Origin of the sequence: Kolteria novifilia (genome assembly GCA_007748055.1) — a bacterium.
In the GTDB taxonomy this organism is placed as follows: domain Bacteria; phylum Planctomycetota; class Planctomycetia; order Kolteriales; family Kolteriaceae; genus Kolteria; species Kolteria novifilia.
Genome location: CP036279.1, coordinates 1,417,152 through 1,433,984, shown reverse-complemented (window position 1 = coordinate 1,433,984; position 16,833 = coordinate 1,417,152). Strand labels below are relative to the sequence as shown.

Below are 16,833 nucleotides of genomic sequence, written 5' to 3'. Positions count from 1 at the left end.
ACGTCTATGGAAAATCGTGTCGCGCTCTCGCGTTGTTCGCTTTAGTGGGCGGAAACGTCGCGGCTTGCCGTGCTGCTCCGTTCTCAGCCATTCACTTTTTCGCCGAAACGTCGACTACGGAGCCGGGGACCTGATCGATGCTGAACGACCCTTGCCCTTCCAGCGAACAACTCAGTGACTTTCTGCGTGGGCGTTTGCAGTTCGAGACGGTGGACGAGGTCGTCCGCCACTTGGATCAATGCCCAACTTGCGAAGAGACGGTGGTCCAACTCGAAGCGGACGGGGACACCTTGGTCTCCGCCTTGCGAGCCGCCAATCCCGAGCCGCCATCCAACGACGAGCGCTGCCGAAACGCGCTGGCTTTCATTAAACGGCATGGTCGCGAAGCCGCGCAGAGGTCGCTCTCGACGTCACCGGATCCAGGTGACGAAACGGTCGTCCCTTTTGGCCAGATCCGCGGATACCAGTTGCTCGCGAAGCTTGGCGAAGGCGGCATGGGCGCGGTCTTCAAAGCGCGCCACACGCGGCTGGACAAGATCGTCGCCCTCAAGCTGTTGCCGCGCGAGCGGATTCAAGACGAACTGGCGGTGGCCCGCTTCCAGCGTGAAATGCGCGCGGTCGGCAAGCTCGACCACCCCAACATCGTTCGCGCGATGGACGCCGGCGAAGTCGATGGCGTGCACTTTCTGGTCATGGAGTACATCGAGGGCATCGACTTGGCGGAACTCGTCCGTCGGCAAGGCCGGTTGCCGATCGCCGCGGCGTGCGAACTGATTCGCCAAGCGGCCGTCGGACTCGACGAGGCTCACGATCATCAGATGGTTCATCGGGACATCAAGCCGAGCAATTTGATCCTCACTAAGCGACGGCGTCACGAACCAGTGCTCAAGATTCTCGACATGGGGCTGGCGCTGCTCGCCGACGCCCATGCGATCGACCGTGAGGGATTGACAAGCACTGGCCAGACGATGGGGACGCTCAGTTACATGGCCCCCGAACAGGGAGGCGACAGCAAAGCGGTCGACATTCGGGCCGACATCTACTCCCTCGGCGCGACGCTCTACAAGCTCCTGACGGGCCAAACCGTCTATCACGGCGAGCAGTATCTCTCTCCCGTTCAGAAGATGATGGCCCTGGCCAGCGAACCGGCCCCTTCGATTCAGTCACGTCGACCGGAGGTGCCCGATGAGCTCGCCGCGATCATTCATCGGATGCTGGAGAAGGGTCCCGATGCCCGCTTCGCGGAGCCGTCGGACGTGGCGGAAGCGATCGCGCCCTTCGCCGCCGGAGCCGACCTCTCCGCGTTGTTGAGCGACGATCGTAATGCCCAACCGCTCGTGGACGCCAGCTCTCGCAGCACCGACGCGTTCCCGACAGCTTCCGACGCCGAGACGCGGACATCGCCCGTCGCCACGTCGACCGAGGGGAAGCAAGCTCGCCCTTCCCGCTATCGCCGGTGGATGCTGACGACGGCAATCGGCTTGATCGGGATTGCGATGTCTGGTTGGTTCATCGTCAAGATTCGCCATGGCGACAAGGAGACGACGTTCAAGGTTCCGAAAGGGGCACACGTCGCGGTCGAGCGCGATGGCAGCGTCGCCGTCACGTTGCCGTCGGGAAAGATGGCGACACCGAAAGAGTCATCGGCCGCCAAATCGACCGGCGAGAAAGCGAGTCCGTCATCATCTGTCCCAAGCGACGCCGTTGTCGACCGGCCATCCGAGGACGCCGTCGGCCAGTGGGTCCCGTTGCTCGACAGCGAGGAGGAGTTCGCGAAGTGGGAACGCCTCAAATCCGAGAAGGATCATCCCGAACTCAAGACCGAGTTCCGTGACGGCGTGCTCACGATTGACTCGCGGAATGCCGAAAAGCAATCCCTGCTTCGCTCGATACGAGCGGGCAACTTAGTACTCCACGCCGAACACGACAAACGCTATGCGCCAAGAATGGAGTTAGCCGAGGAGATACTCGTCTTTGACGACTACTCGTATTCTGGAGCACACTTCTACAATTCCGCCCACGAGCTCTGGCGCGTCAACAACAAGAACAGTCGAAGAGTTCTCGGTGTGGGCACGCATCGCAGTGAGGGCATCAATCGCTTCTCCGCATTTGACTACGTCGTCGTCGATAACGTCTTGAGCGCCTATGTCGACCAACGCAAGCTTTTCGAGTATGCGATCGAGCAAGGTGATTTGACGCAGCTAAGACTGGGAGCAAGAAGTGCGAAGGCCCATTGGCGCAACGTGGCGCTGTTGCGTCTGACCGACGAACAAGCGGCCCTTGTCCGTGCCGGTGGCTTACCATCGTATCCGCTCAAACCGATCACCCCGGCCGACGGTTGGTTCGATCTCCTCCCCACCATCGACGCACAGCAAGGCACCGAGAGCGGCGACTGGTGGTTCGCCGATGAGGGAACGCTGACCGTCCTGCCACCGAACGTCAAAGGACAAGCCATTGTCACGGCGCGGCTGGCGCTTCCCTGCTTGCCACGGGGAAGTTTCGAGCTGCGAACGAGTTTTCGACGTCTCGTTTCGAAACAGCAAGGAATCGCGTTCCATCTTCCGGTCTTCGGCTCCAGCACGTGGTTCAGCTACGGCCGGAAGGAACCGCTCACCTTCGCCCACGGCATCGACCCGAAGTCCCAACGGCTGCCGGACAATCTGAGTTTGGCCCCCATGCAATCGAAGGAATTGGTGATCCGCGTCGATCGCCAAGGGGAGCTCGCTCGGGTAGCCGCTCTGGTCGACGATGTCCCATTGTTCGTTTGGAAGGGTGATCCGAGCGACCTGGCTCCACCCGATTTCCTGACCGTCAAGCCCGGCGGATTGGGCATCGGTGCGGCCGGCCGCTACTCGATCGAGAAGCTCGCGTTGCGAATGCTCGACGGCGAGGCGGACCTGTTCCCGCGCTCAAACGATCCACTACCGGCGAATGTCAAGACCCCACCCGATTACGAACCGCTGGCGTTGACTGATTGGGTTGAAGTGCCATTGGAGGAATTGGCCGCGAAGGAGCCGTCAAGAGCAACGATGAAAGATGGCTACTTGGATCTCACGGAGTCGCATATCGACCTCGAGAAGTACGCCGCGAAGGACATGCTGGTGCGGGCGAGTTTGCGTCTCGTCAACAGATGGAATGCGACCATCACCATCGACGAGCAGATGGTCTGGGCAAATGCCGATGGCGGCGTGGGGGGAAACCAGTTCGACGGCGACCGTTGGCCTCGATTTGATCCCCATCAGTGGTTTGAACTCACGCTCGCCTCGGTCGGTGATCGCTTGATTGCCTACGTCGATGGCGTGAAGATCCACGAGGCCAAGCGAAAGAGTGGCGGGCCCGGCATCCCCGGAATCGGGACGAGAGATGGCACCGGTCAGTTTCGCAAGATCGAGGTGATGCCACTCGACGATCTTCCCGCGCCGGGAAGTTTCCCAGGCGGCTGGAAAGAGCGTGCGGTGCTCACCGGCCATGAGGGAGGCGTGGCGCACCTCGCCTTTTCGCCGACGCAGCCGCACCTGGCCACCATCTCGGCCGATGGGACGGTTCGGATCTGGGACATCGCGACGGAGACGACGATTCAGATCATTCGTACTTCTGGCAAGGATCACGATCGGGCGCTCGCCTACTCGCCCGACGGGAAGAAACTAGCGGTCGCCGTCGGGGGTGACGAGCCGGTCGTCAAGTTGTGGGACACCGAGAAGGCGGCCTTCGAAGAGGAGCCACTTGGTCCTGGCAGGCTCGCCGGGGCATTTTCGCCCGATGGGAAGTCCGTGGTCCTCGCACTCGGCGAAGAGTTGCGCATGATCGATGTCGCTTCACGGAAGGTCCAGTGGACGACGAAGACAGGCATCGGCCAATCGGGAGTCTGCTGCGTCAACTTCAGCCCCGACGGCACACTCATCGCCACCGGCGGCGGGATGACCGTCGACCTCTGGGACCCGGCCACGGGCGAGTCGCTCGGTCGCTGGAAAACTCTCATGAGACTAGGCGAGAAAATCAATCAAACCGCATTTTCCCCCGATGGAAAACAAATCGCCGCCGGTTCCGACTACGACAGGAGCTACGTGTTCGAAGTGGACAGCGGGGAACGAACGGGGGTTATGAGTCATCGACGAAATAACGGCAAGCCGAACATCTATGGGATCGCCTACTCTCCCGATGGACGCTATCTGGCGATGGGTGGGACCGCGAACGTTGTCTACGTGCGCGATGCAGAAACGCTGAAACTCGTGACGGAACTCCGAGGGCACGAAGAATACATCAGGGAGTTGGTCTTCTCGCCCGATGGCAAACTCCTGGCGAGTTGCGATCAGGCAAAGGTGGTCCGTCTCTGGGAGGTCCCGCAAACAGACGAAGCGCTGAAGCCGGAAGACGGCTGGCTCGATTTGCTCCCTCTGGTCGACGGCAAACTCGACACAAGAGGAGCGTGGAAACGCTACGGCTCGGGCTGGCGCATCAACACTCCGCACCATGGTGGCATTGCCCTGACAATCCCCGTCGTTCCCGAGGCCTCGAGTAGTTACGAGCTCGAAACCACGTTCCGAACGAAGACCTCCTCGTTCTGTTCGCTTGTCCTCCCTGACCCAAAGGGATGTGTCGCCCTCTCCCCATTCCACGAGGACCCGAACGGACTGAGAGTCGTCCACACCGACCACAAGAAGACGAAGACGCTGCAGCGGCCCCGCTTCACCCCGCCCCATGACAAAGACTTGCGGCTGTATGTCACCGTCAAGCGAGAGGGCAAGCAGACCCACATCCTCGCCACCATCGATGGCAAGACGTGGATCGACTGGAACGGACCCACCGAGCAACTCGAAAGCGACCGCCGCTCCGCGCTGCGATTTTCCTTTGCCAACGGCTATCTCTGGGTCAAGTCCGCTCGTCTCCACATGCTCGAAGGCGAGGCGAGGTTGCTTCGCCCATCACCCTCTGAAGCAAAGCTGCTTTCCAACGGGGAGCGGTAGCGGATCGCGAATGTTGTCAGAGCGACGGCACGGTCGCGGGGGCGCTCCGGCGGCATCGCAAACGCGGGCAAGTCTCGGCTGGACAGCGCCTCTCCAACCGAGTAAGATGTCAGACATCTGTTGTCTGTCGCGTCACCGTCCAGGTCCCTTCATGAACGTCAAACTCAAACCGATTCCCCGCCGCTCCTCCGTCGATCAAGTCGTCGAACGAATTCGCGAAGTGATCGAACAACAAAAACTTTCCGCGGGGCAACGTCTTCCCGGCGAGCTGGAACTCGTCGAGCAACTCAGGGTCAGCAGGCCGGTGCTACGCGAAGCCCTTGCACGACTCCAGGGGTTGGGCCTCGTTGAAATCCAACGAGGAAACGGCACCTTCGTCGCCAACAGGGACGTCCTCGCCAACTGCGTCCAACTGCTGCGTTCAGCCGTCACGCTGGCTCCAAGGGAACTGCTGGTCTACACCGAACTGCGCTCGGCCATCGAAGTACAGGCGGTCCGTCTGGCCGCCGAACGAGCCACGGACGCGGACATTTCCGACCTTCAGGACCTGCTCAAGGAACTCGACTCGATCGATCGCCCGTATGCCGAATTGCTGGAGCTCGACTTCCGCTTCCATCGCCGCATCTTGCAGGCCGCGGGGAATCCGCTCATGCAGAACCTGATGGAAGTCATCTACGAATTCGTCGTCACCCAGATGGCCCAAACGACTCCTTCGCCGCGCGACAACCAACTGGGACGCTCGCTGCACCGACGAATCTTCGCCGCCATCAAGTCTCACGATCAGGACGCCGCCGACCAAGCGATGCGAGAGCACATGGAAGCCGTCCTGGTGATGCTGAAGAAGCGAGTCAACAAACGAACGCGATCGTGAACGAGAGAGCAAATCGGACGGAACGACCTTCAAGCCAACGAGTCCGCGCATGGGAATGTCCATCAAGCCGATGGCACGGCTGCTAGCCGCCACCTTCGTTCTCTCGGTAGCCACCGAGCGTGCGAAAGCCGATGGCGCCGCGGTCACGACCAACGAGGGACAGGTCGCGGAGGGGCTCCTCGCGGCGACCTGCCTCGCGTGTCACGACGAGGGCACGGCCGAAGGCGGACTTGACCTCAGTTCGCTGGAGTGGTCGTTCGAGGACCGAGCGATTCGCGAGCACTGGATCACGATTCATGACAGGATCGCTTCCGAGGAGATGCCGCCCGATCGCTCCGACCTCATTCCCAACGATAGGACGACGCTCCTGGCCGCACTGGCCGACGCGATCCGCCATGGCGAGGCGCATCAAGCACGACATTCCGGCGCCGGGTCGATCCGCCGCCTGACCCGTACGGAGTACGAGGACAACCTGCGTGACTTGCTGAAGCTCCCCCATCTCGACATCGTCGATCGACTTCCCGAGGACCGCGACGCTCACGGGTTCACGAAGGTCGCGGCCCTGCTCGACATGTCGCACGTTCAGTTGGCCGCCTATCTCGACGCCGCCGACGCCGCGCTCGCCGAAGCCGTCGCCACAGGACTGACAGCCCCGAAGGTTCATCATCGTCGCTTCACCGGCACCGACCTCTTTCCCGCGACGAACACGTTCGGCGAACGCGAAGCGATGTTCTTCGTCCGCGATGGCAAGTTGCTTCCAATCACAGGCAAGGATCTGGCGTCGATGTCGGCGGAGGAACGCCGCGATCCGCGCATCACGCTGGCCCTCTTCCGCTCGGCGACGTGGCCCTACTTTGGTTACCCGCGCGGATTCGTCGCCCCCGAGGATGGTCGCTTCCGAGTGACGTTCTCCGCCCGAGCCGTGCTTCAACGGCCCGGTTTTCGGTTGGTACCAGCCGACGATCCGCTCCCGATGAGCTTTCGAGCGAGACAACCCTCGGGCGCGGATGTCTCCGGCGACGTCCGCGAGACAGGGGGGTGGATCGATCTCTTGCCCAAAGGCAAAGTGCACGAAACGACGATCGATCTCAAGGAGGGCGAGACCTTCGAGTACAGTCTCTTGGGGCTTCCGGTCCCCTTTGTGCGCACCGATGGCGGTTTCTTCTATGACTTTCCACCGATGCCACCTCATGGTCATCGCGGCGCGCTCATCGAGTGGCTCGAGGTCGCCGGTCCGCTGCCGCCGACAACGTGGCCACCGGAATCCCATCGCGTTCTCTTCGGGGACCTCCCGCTACGGGCGATGGCCAAAGGTCATTCGGTCGGTGTCGACATTCAATCCGATCGCCCGAGAGAAGACGCCGAACGTCTGTTCCGGCGATTTGCCGAGGCCGCGGCGCGGCGTCCCCTTGACGAAAAGGTCCTCGCGCCGTTTCTCGAGCTGATCTTCGCGAAGCTCGACGAGGGAGCCCCCTTCCCCGAGGCGATGCTCAAGGGATACCAAGCGTTCCTGTGCTCCGGTCACTTTCTCTACCTCACCGCTCCCACCGGGGACCGGGAGGACGACCATGCACTCGCGTCTCGACTGTCCCACTTGCTGTGGAACTCCCGCCCCGACGACGAACTGCTTCGCTTGGCCTCGGAAAGTCGGTTGTCGAACCCCGACACACTGCGTTCCCAGGTCGATCGGCTTCGACTCGATCCGCGTGTCGAGCGATTCGTTGAGAACTTCACCGACCAATGGCTCGACCTGAAGGAGCTGCGCCGCGACGGGCCCGACATTCGCCTCTACCCGGAGTACCGAAAAGACGACTACCTCGTCGCATCGATGGAACGTGAGACGCGCGCGTTCTTCGCCGCGATGGTCCGAGACAACCTGCCGATCACCTCGCTGGTCGACGGCGACTTCACCTTCGTCAACGACCGGCTCGCGGAGCACTATGGCCTGCCCCGCCAACAGGGCTCCGCGATGCGCCGCATCGAGTTGCCGGAGTCCAGCCCCTACGGGGGACTGCTTACCCAGGCGTCGATCCTGAAGCTTACGAGCAACGGCACTTCGACCTCACCGGTCGTACGAGGCGTATGGGTGATGGAGAAGCTGTTGGGGCAACCCGTGCCACCACCGCCAGAGTCCGTCCCCGCCATCGAACCCGATATTCGCGGCGCGACAACGATCCGCGACCTTCTCGCGAAGCACACCGAGTCCGAGTCGTGCGCCGTGTGCCATGCTCGGTTCGACCCTATCGGATTCGCGCTCGAGAGCTTCGACATCATGGGAGCGTGGCGCGATCGCTATCGAGGTCTCGGGCGAGGCGACAAGATCACCGGGATCGACCGAGCGGGGCATCCCTTCGAATACCGTATCGGACCCGAAGTCGATGCGTCGGGAACGTTGATGACCGGCGAGTCGTTTCGCGACGTCCGCGAATTGAAGCGACTTCTTGCCGGTCGACCGCGACAACTCGCGCGGAACGTTCTGGGGCACCTGACCCTCTATGCCACGGGTACGCCTCCTCGGTTCTCCGATCGAACAGCGATGGAACAAGTCCTCGACCGCTGTGAACCCGGTGGGTATGGAGTCACCGACCTCCTCCGAGAATTCGTGGCGAGTTCCCTCTTCACGGGGCAAGCGGCGTTGAGAGAAACCGCGGCGCGGCCTCCCTCGACCACCAACGGAAAGTGACAATCATGGATCCACGATTCGATCAGCATGGGACGACGAGTCGACGGCGATTCCTTCGAGGCATCGGCGTCGTCCTCGGACTACCGCTGCTCGAATCGGACCGTGACATTCGCGGCGGGGAGGCGTCTTCCTCACCCGCTCCACGGCGAATGCTCCTCATCTCCAACAACCTCGGCGTCCTTCCTGGACCGTTTTTCCCAAGCGATGTCGGCGAGAACTACACGCTATCCCCCTACCTCGATCACTTGCGCGACTTCCGCGACGACATCACGGTCTTCAGCGGCCTGTCGCATCCCAACGTCGTTGGAGGGCATTCCACTGAGAACTGTTTCCTAACCGGAGCGAAGGACCCGACCGGAAGTGGCTTTCGAAACACGATCTCGCTCGACCAATTCGCGGCGGAGCACCTGGGCCAACAAACGCGCTTCGCGTCGCTGAATCTCGGCGTCAACGTCGACCGAGCCAACCGCAGCCTCTCCTGGAGCCGCGACGGCGTCCTCCTTCCGGCCGAGGATCGCCCGTCGGCCCTGTTTCGACGCATGTTCGTTCAGGGCAACCGGCGCGAGGTGGCCCGCCGGCTTCATCAACTCAAGGAACAGGGCAGCATCCTCGACGTTCTCCTGGACGACATGAACTCCTACCAGCGCCGGATTGGAAAAGGCGACCGCGAGCGCCTCGACCAATACGTCACGTCGATCCGATCACTGGAACAGCGGCTTCACACCGCCGGTCAATGGGAACAGACGCCCAAACCTTCGGTGGACGGCGATCCCCCCAAGGACATTCTCGATCGGTCGCAGTTCTTCCCGAAGTTCGAACTGATGCTGTCGATGGTCCATCTCGCGTTCGAGAGCGACTCGACGCGGATCGTCACGCTCATGGTGGATGGGTTCGCGACCCCTGTCTTTGAGATCACGGAGAAGGAGCGCTCCCTCAACGGCTATCACAACCTGAGTCACCACGGGCAGTCCGCCGAAAAGATCGCGCAACTCCAGCGCATCGATCACGAACAGATGCGCGTCCTGAAGAGGTTCCTCGATCAACTCGCCTCGACGTCCGATCGCGGTCCCAGTCTTCTCGACCAGACGATCGTTCTCTTCGGCAGCAACATGGGTGATGCCAACGTCCATAACAACACGAACCTGCCGATCCTACTCGCCGGCGGCGGGTTCCGTCATGGAAAGCATCTCGCCTTCGATCAAGCGAACAATGCGCCGCTGTGCAACCTGTACGTCAGTTTGCTCCAGCGACTCGGAATCGAAGCGGAGCACTTCGCCAGCAGCACGGGAACGCTGACTGGCCTGAACCAAGTGGGTTGACCTGAACCGTCAGCGCGACTTGGTCAAACGAAGCTTTCCAGAACGCCGGTGGCGTCGACGCGTCCTCGAAGACGTGACTCAATCGTCGACCGGCGGCAATTTGTGGTCGCAGGTTCGCAACCCATTCGGCCTCGTGGCAACAATTCATTCGGGTTCCGAGCCTGCGCTCTGTTTGAAGTGTCGCACTTCTTGCTCTCAATTCGGGGGAACGTCGACGATGTCGAAGAATTCGATGGATCACCAACGTGGGTTCACGCTGGTGGAACTCTTGGTTGTCATCGCAATTGTGGGATTGCTCGTGTCGCTTCTTCTTCCCGCGGTCCAGACGGCCCGGGAGGCCGCACGACGAAGTAGTTGCCGCAGCAATCTCAAACAGCTCGGGGTCGCGATCCACAACTATCACGACACCCACGGCCTCTTTCCTCCGGGTGTCATCCAAGGAATCTCCCCTTCCCCCGCCGGTAAGCGAACTCCCTTCTGCATCCACCTGTTTCCCTACATCGGACTAACCGCCGCCTACGACCGATACGATCACGACATCAATTGGCATCTCGGCGGCACCAGTCAACGAATCGTTCGAACGACGCCCGTGCCCACGTGGCAATGTCCAAGCGACCGGGAAGCGGTCATCCCCAACGACAGTGCGTTCTGGGGAGAGCCGGGCGCGAGTATCAAGGCCAACTACGGCCTCAACTGGGGACGCAACACCTTCTCCGACCAGGGCGAGGCCTCTCCGTTCAACCGTCACTACGGGGCCACGATGGGAGACATCACCGATGGCGCGAGCAAGACACTCGCCATGATGGAGATGCTGAAGCCGGCGACTTCGGCGAAGGAGTATCGTGCTTGGATCTGGAACGATGAGCCGAACGCCTACATGCTGATGACCCGCGTCGGACCAAACTCCAGCGTCCCGGACCGAAACAAGAACCTTTGCGTCAACGAGTCGCCGCGTCTTCCCTGCACCGTGGTGGGCAACGCCGGAGACTCGAGTGTCGCCTCGCGCAGCATGCACTCGGGCGGGGTGCAGGTGCTCTTCTGCGATGGCGCGGTCCGCTTCATTTCCGATGACATCGATCTGTCGACTTGGCGGAACCTCAGCAGCATGCGCGGGGGAGAGATCACCGAGTAAGTCTTCCCAGACCATTCGATCACGGCTTGTCCAACTCGCGACCATCGCGACATGTCCAATGATTGGACGACTCTGGCAGCCGTTCCGACACGTATCGGAACAACAACGTTCTTTCTTCAAGCGGAGGAGCGCGGGACGACCTCCAACGCTCCTCGAAACGGAGAGACCACATGTTCACCAACCAGATCCAAGCAGCCGTCGCCTCCCTCGCGTTCATCGCCCTGGTGGCTGGGTGCGGAGACGGAAATCAGCGTCAAGGCGTCGAGGTCCACGGCGACGTCACGCTCGATGGGAATCCCGTTTCCGAAGGGACGATCGAGCTGATTCCCCTCGACGGAGGTGTCGCCGCGGGCGCGTCGATCAGCAACGGGACGTATCGCATTGAGGCGAAGAAAGGCCCCCGTCCAGGGCAGTACACCGCGGAGGTTCGCTCCACCATCGCGACCGGACGCATGATCCCGGGAACGCTCGGGGAGGAGTCGATCGAGGAGCGCGTCAGCATTGTTCCCGCGAGGTACAACGAGGCGTCCGAACTGCGATTGACGATTGACGATGCCGACGAAGACCGGCATGACTTCCGGCTGACGAGCCAGCCTCAAGCGGAACGATGAGCAGTTCAACGCCGGCCGGGTCGTGATTGTTCAACACGGAGGCTGGCCGAGTGAACGGTTCGCGATCGACATGGTGAGACTCGCCGGACGGTCCACTGTCACGGCGATTTATTCACCGTGGGCGGTTAAAGAATCGCCATGCCACGCACTGTTCGGTCAAATCCCCCTGCTCTCTTCGCTCTTTCAAATTCCCATAAAGCGACTGCCATCAAACAATTTGGCAATCCGGCGGCACTTCGAGGGGTCGTCTGGCATCCGGTGTGCTTCTCTTGGTGTGGGTTGTCAATCCAACGAAGAGAACTCGCCTTTGCCGAACTGCCTCTGGACCCTTGCTCGTTCTTGAGACCCCGTCGGACATTCGAGCGTTTCTCTTCCTCCCTAGCAGTCCATTGATCTGAGCGGTCCAAGGCGAGAACGAGCCATGTTGGCCAGCGACAGGAAGACAGCCACAGCGACACCATGGATTCGGGACTCCTTCCGCACCAACTTGGTCGTCCCCCTCCTGGAGCGGGCCGACGAACCAATTCCCTCGATCTACTTCGGAGAACAACGTTGAGACGAACACGCCACGGATGCCACTCCTCGGGATTTACGCTGATCGAACTGCTGGTGGTGATCGCGATCATCGGCGTCTTGGTAGGGATGCTGCTGCCGGCGGTTCAGCAGGCACGCGAGTCGGCTCGCCGGATGCAATGTGCCAACAACCTAAGACAGATCGGCGAGGCGGTCCACAACTTCGAAACCGCCCACGAGTACATTCCCCCGAGCGCGACCGAAGATGATCCGCGGTCGATCAACCCCAACGATCACAGCTTCATGAGTTTCCTTCTTCCCTATCTGGACCAAGTCAACGTTCGGGATCGCTACACGCTCGACTACGACTGGTATCACACCGAGAATCACGACGCCATCGGCGCGATGTTCAAGGTCGTCCAATGTCCTTCCTCTCCCGGTCCCCGCCAGTCATCGGGAACGTTTGAGATGATCGACTGGGAGGCGGCCACGGGCGACTACGGCGTGCTGCAAGGCCTGGACAGTTCCGTCTTCAGCATGGGACTTCCCACCGACTACCCCCGAGCGGGAATCACGACCGATCGCGAGGTTACGCGATTCGGGGACGTCACCGATGGACTTTCGAAGACGATCCTGATGGGCGAGATCGCCGGCCGTCCGGCCTACTACCGCAACGGCAAGAGAGTCGCCGACCTCATCAACACCTCGAAACCGGACTACGGCGTCTGGGCTTCCCGTCAATTCAAGATTCAGCCGCGTGGACACACTCGCGATGGACTTCTCTTCCCCGGACCGTGCGCGGCGAACTGCTCCAACGATCGGGGACTCTACTCGTTTCATCCCGGCGTCGTGAATGTCTGCATGGGCGATGGCTCGGTCAGGTCGCTGAAGGAGAACGTCGACATTTTCGTCTTCTACTACCTCTGCACGATTCAGGGAGGAGAACTCATCGATGAGTCGTCGGAGTACTGAGTTGTCTCGCTCGAACCACACGAAGGACGCCCGACGAAAGAGCCCCTCGATGAAGAGACACGCGCACTGCCGAACCGTCGGCTACCTCGCGGTACTCACTCTGGTGATCGGGTGCCAACAGTCCAAGATCGAAGGTGAAGTTCCGGTCTTTCCCGTCACGGGGACCATGCTCGCCAACGGGAAGCCTGCGACCGGTGCCATGATCACCTTGCACACTATCGACACCACCACGGCCCACTACTTTCCGCGCGCGACGGCCGGCGAGGACGGTACTTTTCGACTGAGCACGTTCGTGAGTGACGACGGGGCTCCGACGGGCGAGTTCGTCGTCACCATTCGTTGGCCCGATCCCAAAGTCGTCGCCCAGGACCCCTTGGGTGAACGCGAAGAGGCACCGCCGGATCTGCTGAAAAGGAAGGTTCTCCTCGCCACGGACGTCGAACTTGCGACTGACCGTCCCGGAGTCCGCCATCCAACTGGCACCGGTCGACCTTTCGGACAAGAGTCTTCGGTCGAAGACGGCATACTCGTTCACCGCGAGTTCAGAGTAACGATGACCAAAGGAGGTGACATCGTGGCGACAATACTTTGCGAGTCGGTCGATGACTAGCGTCGTCAACCAAGGAACCAAGAGGACGATCGCCGTACGATCGTTGGTCGGAGTGCTCGCCTTCAGCGCCTTCATGCTGGTCATCCTTCAGGCAATCGGTCCGGCCCTCGCTTATCGAAGCGACGCGCCGAGGGACCTGGACGAGTACAGCGACGTTCCTCCCGGAGCCGGGTCGCGACCGGTCGACGTGGTCGAGGACGGTGACGACTATCGCCTCGTGCGCCATGTCGCCGGCACGTCGCGCGTGCCAGCGGCTCCGAGGAGGATCTGCGCCCTGTCCAGCGCGGACGAAGTTTTGTCGTTGGGAGTGATGCCCGTCGCCCACTCGATCGCCGACGGCAACTTTCCCGACTACTTGAAGGAGCCGTTTCGCGATGTTCCGTGGATCCCCAATGTCTTCGGCTCGAACATGCCAAACATGGAAGCGGTGATCAGCGTCAACCCCGACCTCATCATCACGCGCAGTCCCAGTCGACAAACGTACGAGCAGCTTTCGAGGATCGCTCCGGTTGTCGTGTTGCTGGACCACCTCGACAACTACCGGCAGCGGGTCCTCGACGTTGGAGCGATCATCGGAAAACGTAAGGAAGCGGAAGCCCGCGTCGCGTGGTATAACGCCAAGGTCGCCGCGGCGCGAAAGGCGATCCACGAGAAGCTGCGAGGCCGATCGGTGGCGCTGCTTCGGATCCGTCCGACTTCCTATCGTTTGTATGGCGATCAACGACACGTGAGCCCCGTCCTCTATCGCGACCTGGGGATTCGCCGGCCGAAACTGGTGGAGGATCGACACTGGAGCGCCACCGTCTCGCCCGAGGGCCTTCTGACGCTCGATGCCGACTACATGATCCTGGCCGCCGACACGACCACCGGTAGTCAGCGGAACATGGACGCCCTCCTCTCTCATCCGATCTGGCAACGCGTTCCAGCGGTCAAGAGCCGTCAGGTCCTGGTCATTCCCAAGTACCGCCATTGGGCCGACGCGGGCATCCTGGGTCGAGGCCGAGCCGTGGACGACGTGGTGAAGGCGGTCGCCCCACGATCGCTGGAGGAGGTTAACGCCAGTGCCGACTCGGCATGGCGACGGGCATTGCCATGAGCGTATTCCAAACCGTTTCTCCAACCGACGATTCAAAGCGAGTGTCGCGGTATGTCGTGATGCTCCTCGGTGGCACGGCCGCGATTCTGGTCGTCTTTGCCTCTTCCTTGGTTGTTGGCACGACGCCCATCAGCCTCGGAACCGTCGCCGAGTCGATGTGGCGTTACGATACGGCCAACAGCGCCCACCTCGTCGCTCGAGACGTACGGCTTCCACGCGCGATCCTGGCACTTCTCGTGGGAGGAAGCCTCGCCGCGGCCGGTGCGGTGATGCAGGGAGTGACGCGCAACCCGTTGGCCGGCCCCTCGATCATGGGACTAAGTGGCGGCGCCGCCCTCGCGAATTTGGCCGCGATGATCGCTATTCCATCGTTGAGCTACAACGGTTCGATCGTGGCATCGCTCTTGGGAGCGACCTGCGGCTACTTGAGTGTCCTCGGCGTGGCCTGCTTGGCACCAGGAGGGTTCTCCCCAACGCGAATCACGCTCGCCGGCGCGGTGACTTCTTCACTCTACACAGCACTGACCCAAGGGCTGGTGATCGCCTTTGCCATGTCCGGCAGCATGATGTACTGGACCGTGGGAGGAATCACCAATGTGACGTGGGACCAAGTGGTTGCGATGGCTCCCTGCTTCGTCGTTGGCCTGGTGGGAGTGTTCTGTCTGGCCCCGAACATCACGATCCTCAGCCTCGGCAATGAGGTTGCGATCGGGCTGGGTCAACAGTCACGTGCGATTCGCGTCTGGGCCAGCCTCTTCGTCTTACTGCTGACCGGAGGAGCCGTGGCGGTGGCGGGTCCGGTGGCGTTCGTCGGATTGATGGTTCCCCATCTGTGCCGTGGATTGTGCGGGGCCGACTATCGTCGGTTGATTCCGATGGCCGCGCTATGCGGGGCCGCCCTGACCGGGTTCGCGGACCTGGCGTCCCGCACGGTCTTGGGGCATGGATCCGAACTTCCCTTGGGGATCGTGACCGCGCCGATCGGGGCGCCTTGTTTTGTGTGGCTCATTCGCGCGCGGACCCGAAACCGCCTCGACGGCGGACGGCCGAGCGGTGGTTCCATTCCGTCAGTCCCTTGGCCGGCCACCCGGGCCTTCGCGGTTCTGGGTCTCTTCCTACTTCTCGGCGTCGTCTCAGGTTTTCAGCTCGGTTACATTCACTACTCTCCGTGGACGATCCTCAAGTCGTTCGTGGGCTTCGGAGGGGTCGAGGAGAACCTGGTGCTCTGGTCCTTCCGCTTTCCAAGAGTCGCCTTCGCGATTCTGGTCGGGGGCGGTATCGCCGTCTCCGGAGCGATCATGCAAGGCGTCCTCAAGAACGACTTGGCCGAGCCCGGCCTGCTAGGCGTCTCGGCTGGCTCGAGTCTGGCCATCACGCTGTCGCTCGGAACGTTGGGCTACTCGGTGCTGGCATCGGTGTTCATCCTGCCGCTTGCCGCCATCACCGGATCGGTGGCGACAATGCTGCTGGTGTGTCTCTTGTGTTCTTCCGGCCAGCATTCGAGTCCGAGGCTGTTGCTGACGGGAGTGGCCGTCGGTTCGGCGATCAGTGCGATCTCGCTATTCGCCTCGATGCAATTGAACTCCGAAGCCCGTTCCTTCGCGATCGCCTACTCCGCCGGAAGTTTGAATGGTGCCGGCTGGAACTATGTCATTGCTCTTGCCGTGTGGCTTGGAGTGCTCGTCCCCTGCGCCTGGCTGGCCTCTCCTACGTTGAACGTCCTGCGGTTGGGGGATCTCGTCGCGACGGGGCTAGGTATCCGCGTTTCGATTGGCGCGCTGGTCCTCCTATCGCTCGCCGTGGCCATTGGAGCTTCGTGCGTGGCGTTTGCGGGAAGCATCTGGTTTCTTGGCCTGATCGCTCCCCACATCGCGCGGCGTTTGATCGGGGCCAATCACTCGCTGCTGATTCCCGCGTCGGCCCTCGTTGGAGCGGTGCTGCTGATCCTGGCTGACGTCGTGGGCACGAACGCCATTCCGTACACCGAGATTCCGGCTGGGATCATGGTCTCGGCCATCGGCGCCCCGTACTTCTTGTACCTACTTACTCGACGCTGAAGACG

10 protein-coding genes are annotated in these 16,833 nt (G+C 61.6%); all 10 read left to right on the top strand.

Annotation, left to right across the window (positions count from 1 at the left end):
* The first annotated feature begins 137 nt into the window (after positions 1 to 137).
* The 10 genes from Pan216_RS05325 to Pan216_RS05280 all read left to right on the top strand — a co-directional run bounded on the left by Pan216_RS05325 (position 138) and on the right by Pan216_RS05280 (position 16,828).
* On the top strand, positions 138 to 4,964 hold the full coding sequence (locus tag Pan216_RS05325; RefSeq protein WP_145255852.1) for a serine/threonine-protein kinase: 4,827 nt from the start codon (positions 138 to 140) through the stop codon (positions 4,962 to 4,964).
* Positions 4,965 to 5,070: 106 nt separating this feature from the next.
* Positions 5,071 to 5,835: a FadR/GntR family transcriptional regulator gene (locus Pan216_RS05320; protein WP_419193284.1), complete on the top strand. Its 765-nt coding sequence runs from the start codon at positions 5,071 to 5,073 to the stop codon at positions 5,833 to 5,835.
* A gap of 49 nt (positions 5,836 to 5,884) precedes the next feature.
* Complete coding sequence (locus tag Pan216_RS05315; RefSeq protein ID WP_145255846.1) at positions 5,885 to 8,518, top strand: DUF1592 domain-containing protein; 2,634 nt, start codon at positions 5,885 to 5,887, stop codon at positions 8,516 to 8,518.
* A gap of 5 nt (positions 8,519 to 8,523) precedes the next feature.
* The gene (locus Pan216_RS05310) at positions 8,524 to 9,837 is read left to right on the top strand and encodes a DUF1552 domain-containing protein (protein ID WP_145255843.1); all 1,314 of its coding nucleotides are present in this window, start codon (positions 8,524 to 8,526) and stop codon (positions 9,835 to 9,837) included.
* 217 nt (positions 9,838 to 10,054) lie between these two features.
* The gene (locus Pan216_RS05305) at positions 10,055 to 10,969 is read left to right on the top strand and encodes a DUF1559 domain-containing protein (protein ID WP_419193283.1); all 915 of its coding nucleotides are present in this window, start codon (positions 10,055 to 10,057) and stop codon (positions 10,967 to 10,969) included.
* 170 nt (positions 10,970 to 11,139) lie between these two features.
* Positions 11,140 to 11,580 carry a hypothetical protein gene (locus tag Pan216_RS05300; protein ID WP_145255840.1) on the top strand — a complete coding sequence of 147 codons (441 nt, stop codon included), beginning with the start codon at positions 11,140 to 11,142 and terminating at the stop codon, positions 11,578 to 11,580.
* Positions 11,581 to 12,132: 552 nt separating this feature from the next.
* The gene (locus Pan216_RS05295; RefSeq protein WP_419193282.1) at positions 12,133 to 13,065 is read left to right on the top strand and encodes a DUF1559 family PulG-like putative transporter; all 933 of its coding nucleotides are present in this window, start codon (positions 12,133 to 12,135) and stop codon (positions 13,063 to 13,065) included.
* Positions 13,066 to 13,114: 49 nt separating this feature from the next.
* The gene (locus Pan216_RS05290; protein WP_145255835.1) at positions 13,115 to 13,675 is read left to right on the top strand and encodes a hypothetical protein; all 561 of its coding nucleotides are present in this window, start codon (positions 13,115 to 13,117) and stop codon (positions 13,673 to 13,675) included.
* Complete coding sequence (locus Pan216_RS05285) at positions 13,668 to 14,771, top strand: ABC transporter substrate-binding protein (RefSeq protein ID WP_145255832.1); 1,104 nt, start codon at positions 13,668 to 13,670, stop codon at positions 14,769 to 14,771. The genes Pan216_RS05290 and Pan216_RS05285 overlap by 8 nt, the downstream gene beginning before the upstream one ends.
* Positions 14,768 to 16,828 carry an iron ABC transporter permease gene (locus tag Pan216_RS05280; RefSeq protein ID WP_419193281.1) on the top strand — a complete coding sequence of 687 codons (2,061 nt, stop codon included), beginning with the start codon at positions 14,768 to 14,770 and terminating at the stop codon, positions 16,826 to 16,828. The genes Pan216_RS05285 and Pan216_RS05280 overlap by 4 nt, the downstream gene beginning before the upstream one ends.
* The last annotated feature ends 5 nt before the right edge of the window (positions 16,829 to 16,833 follow it).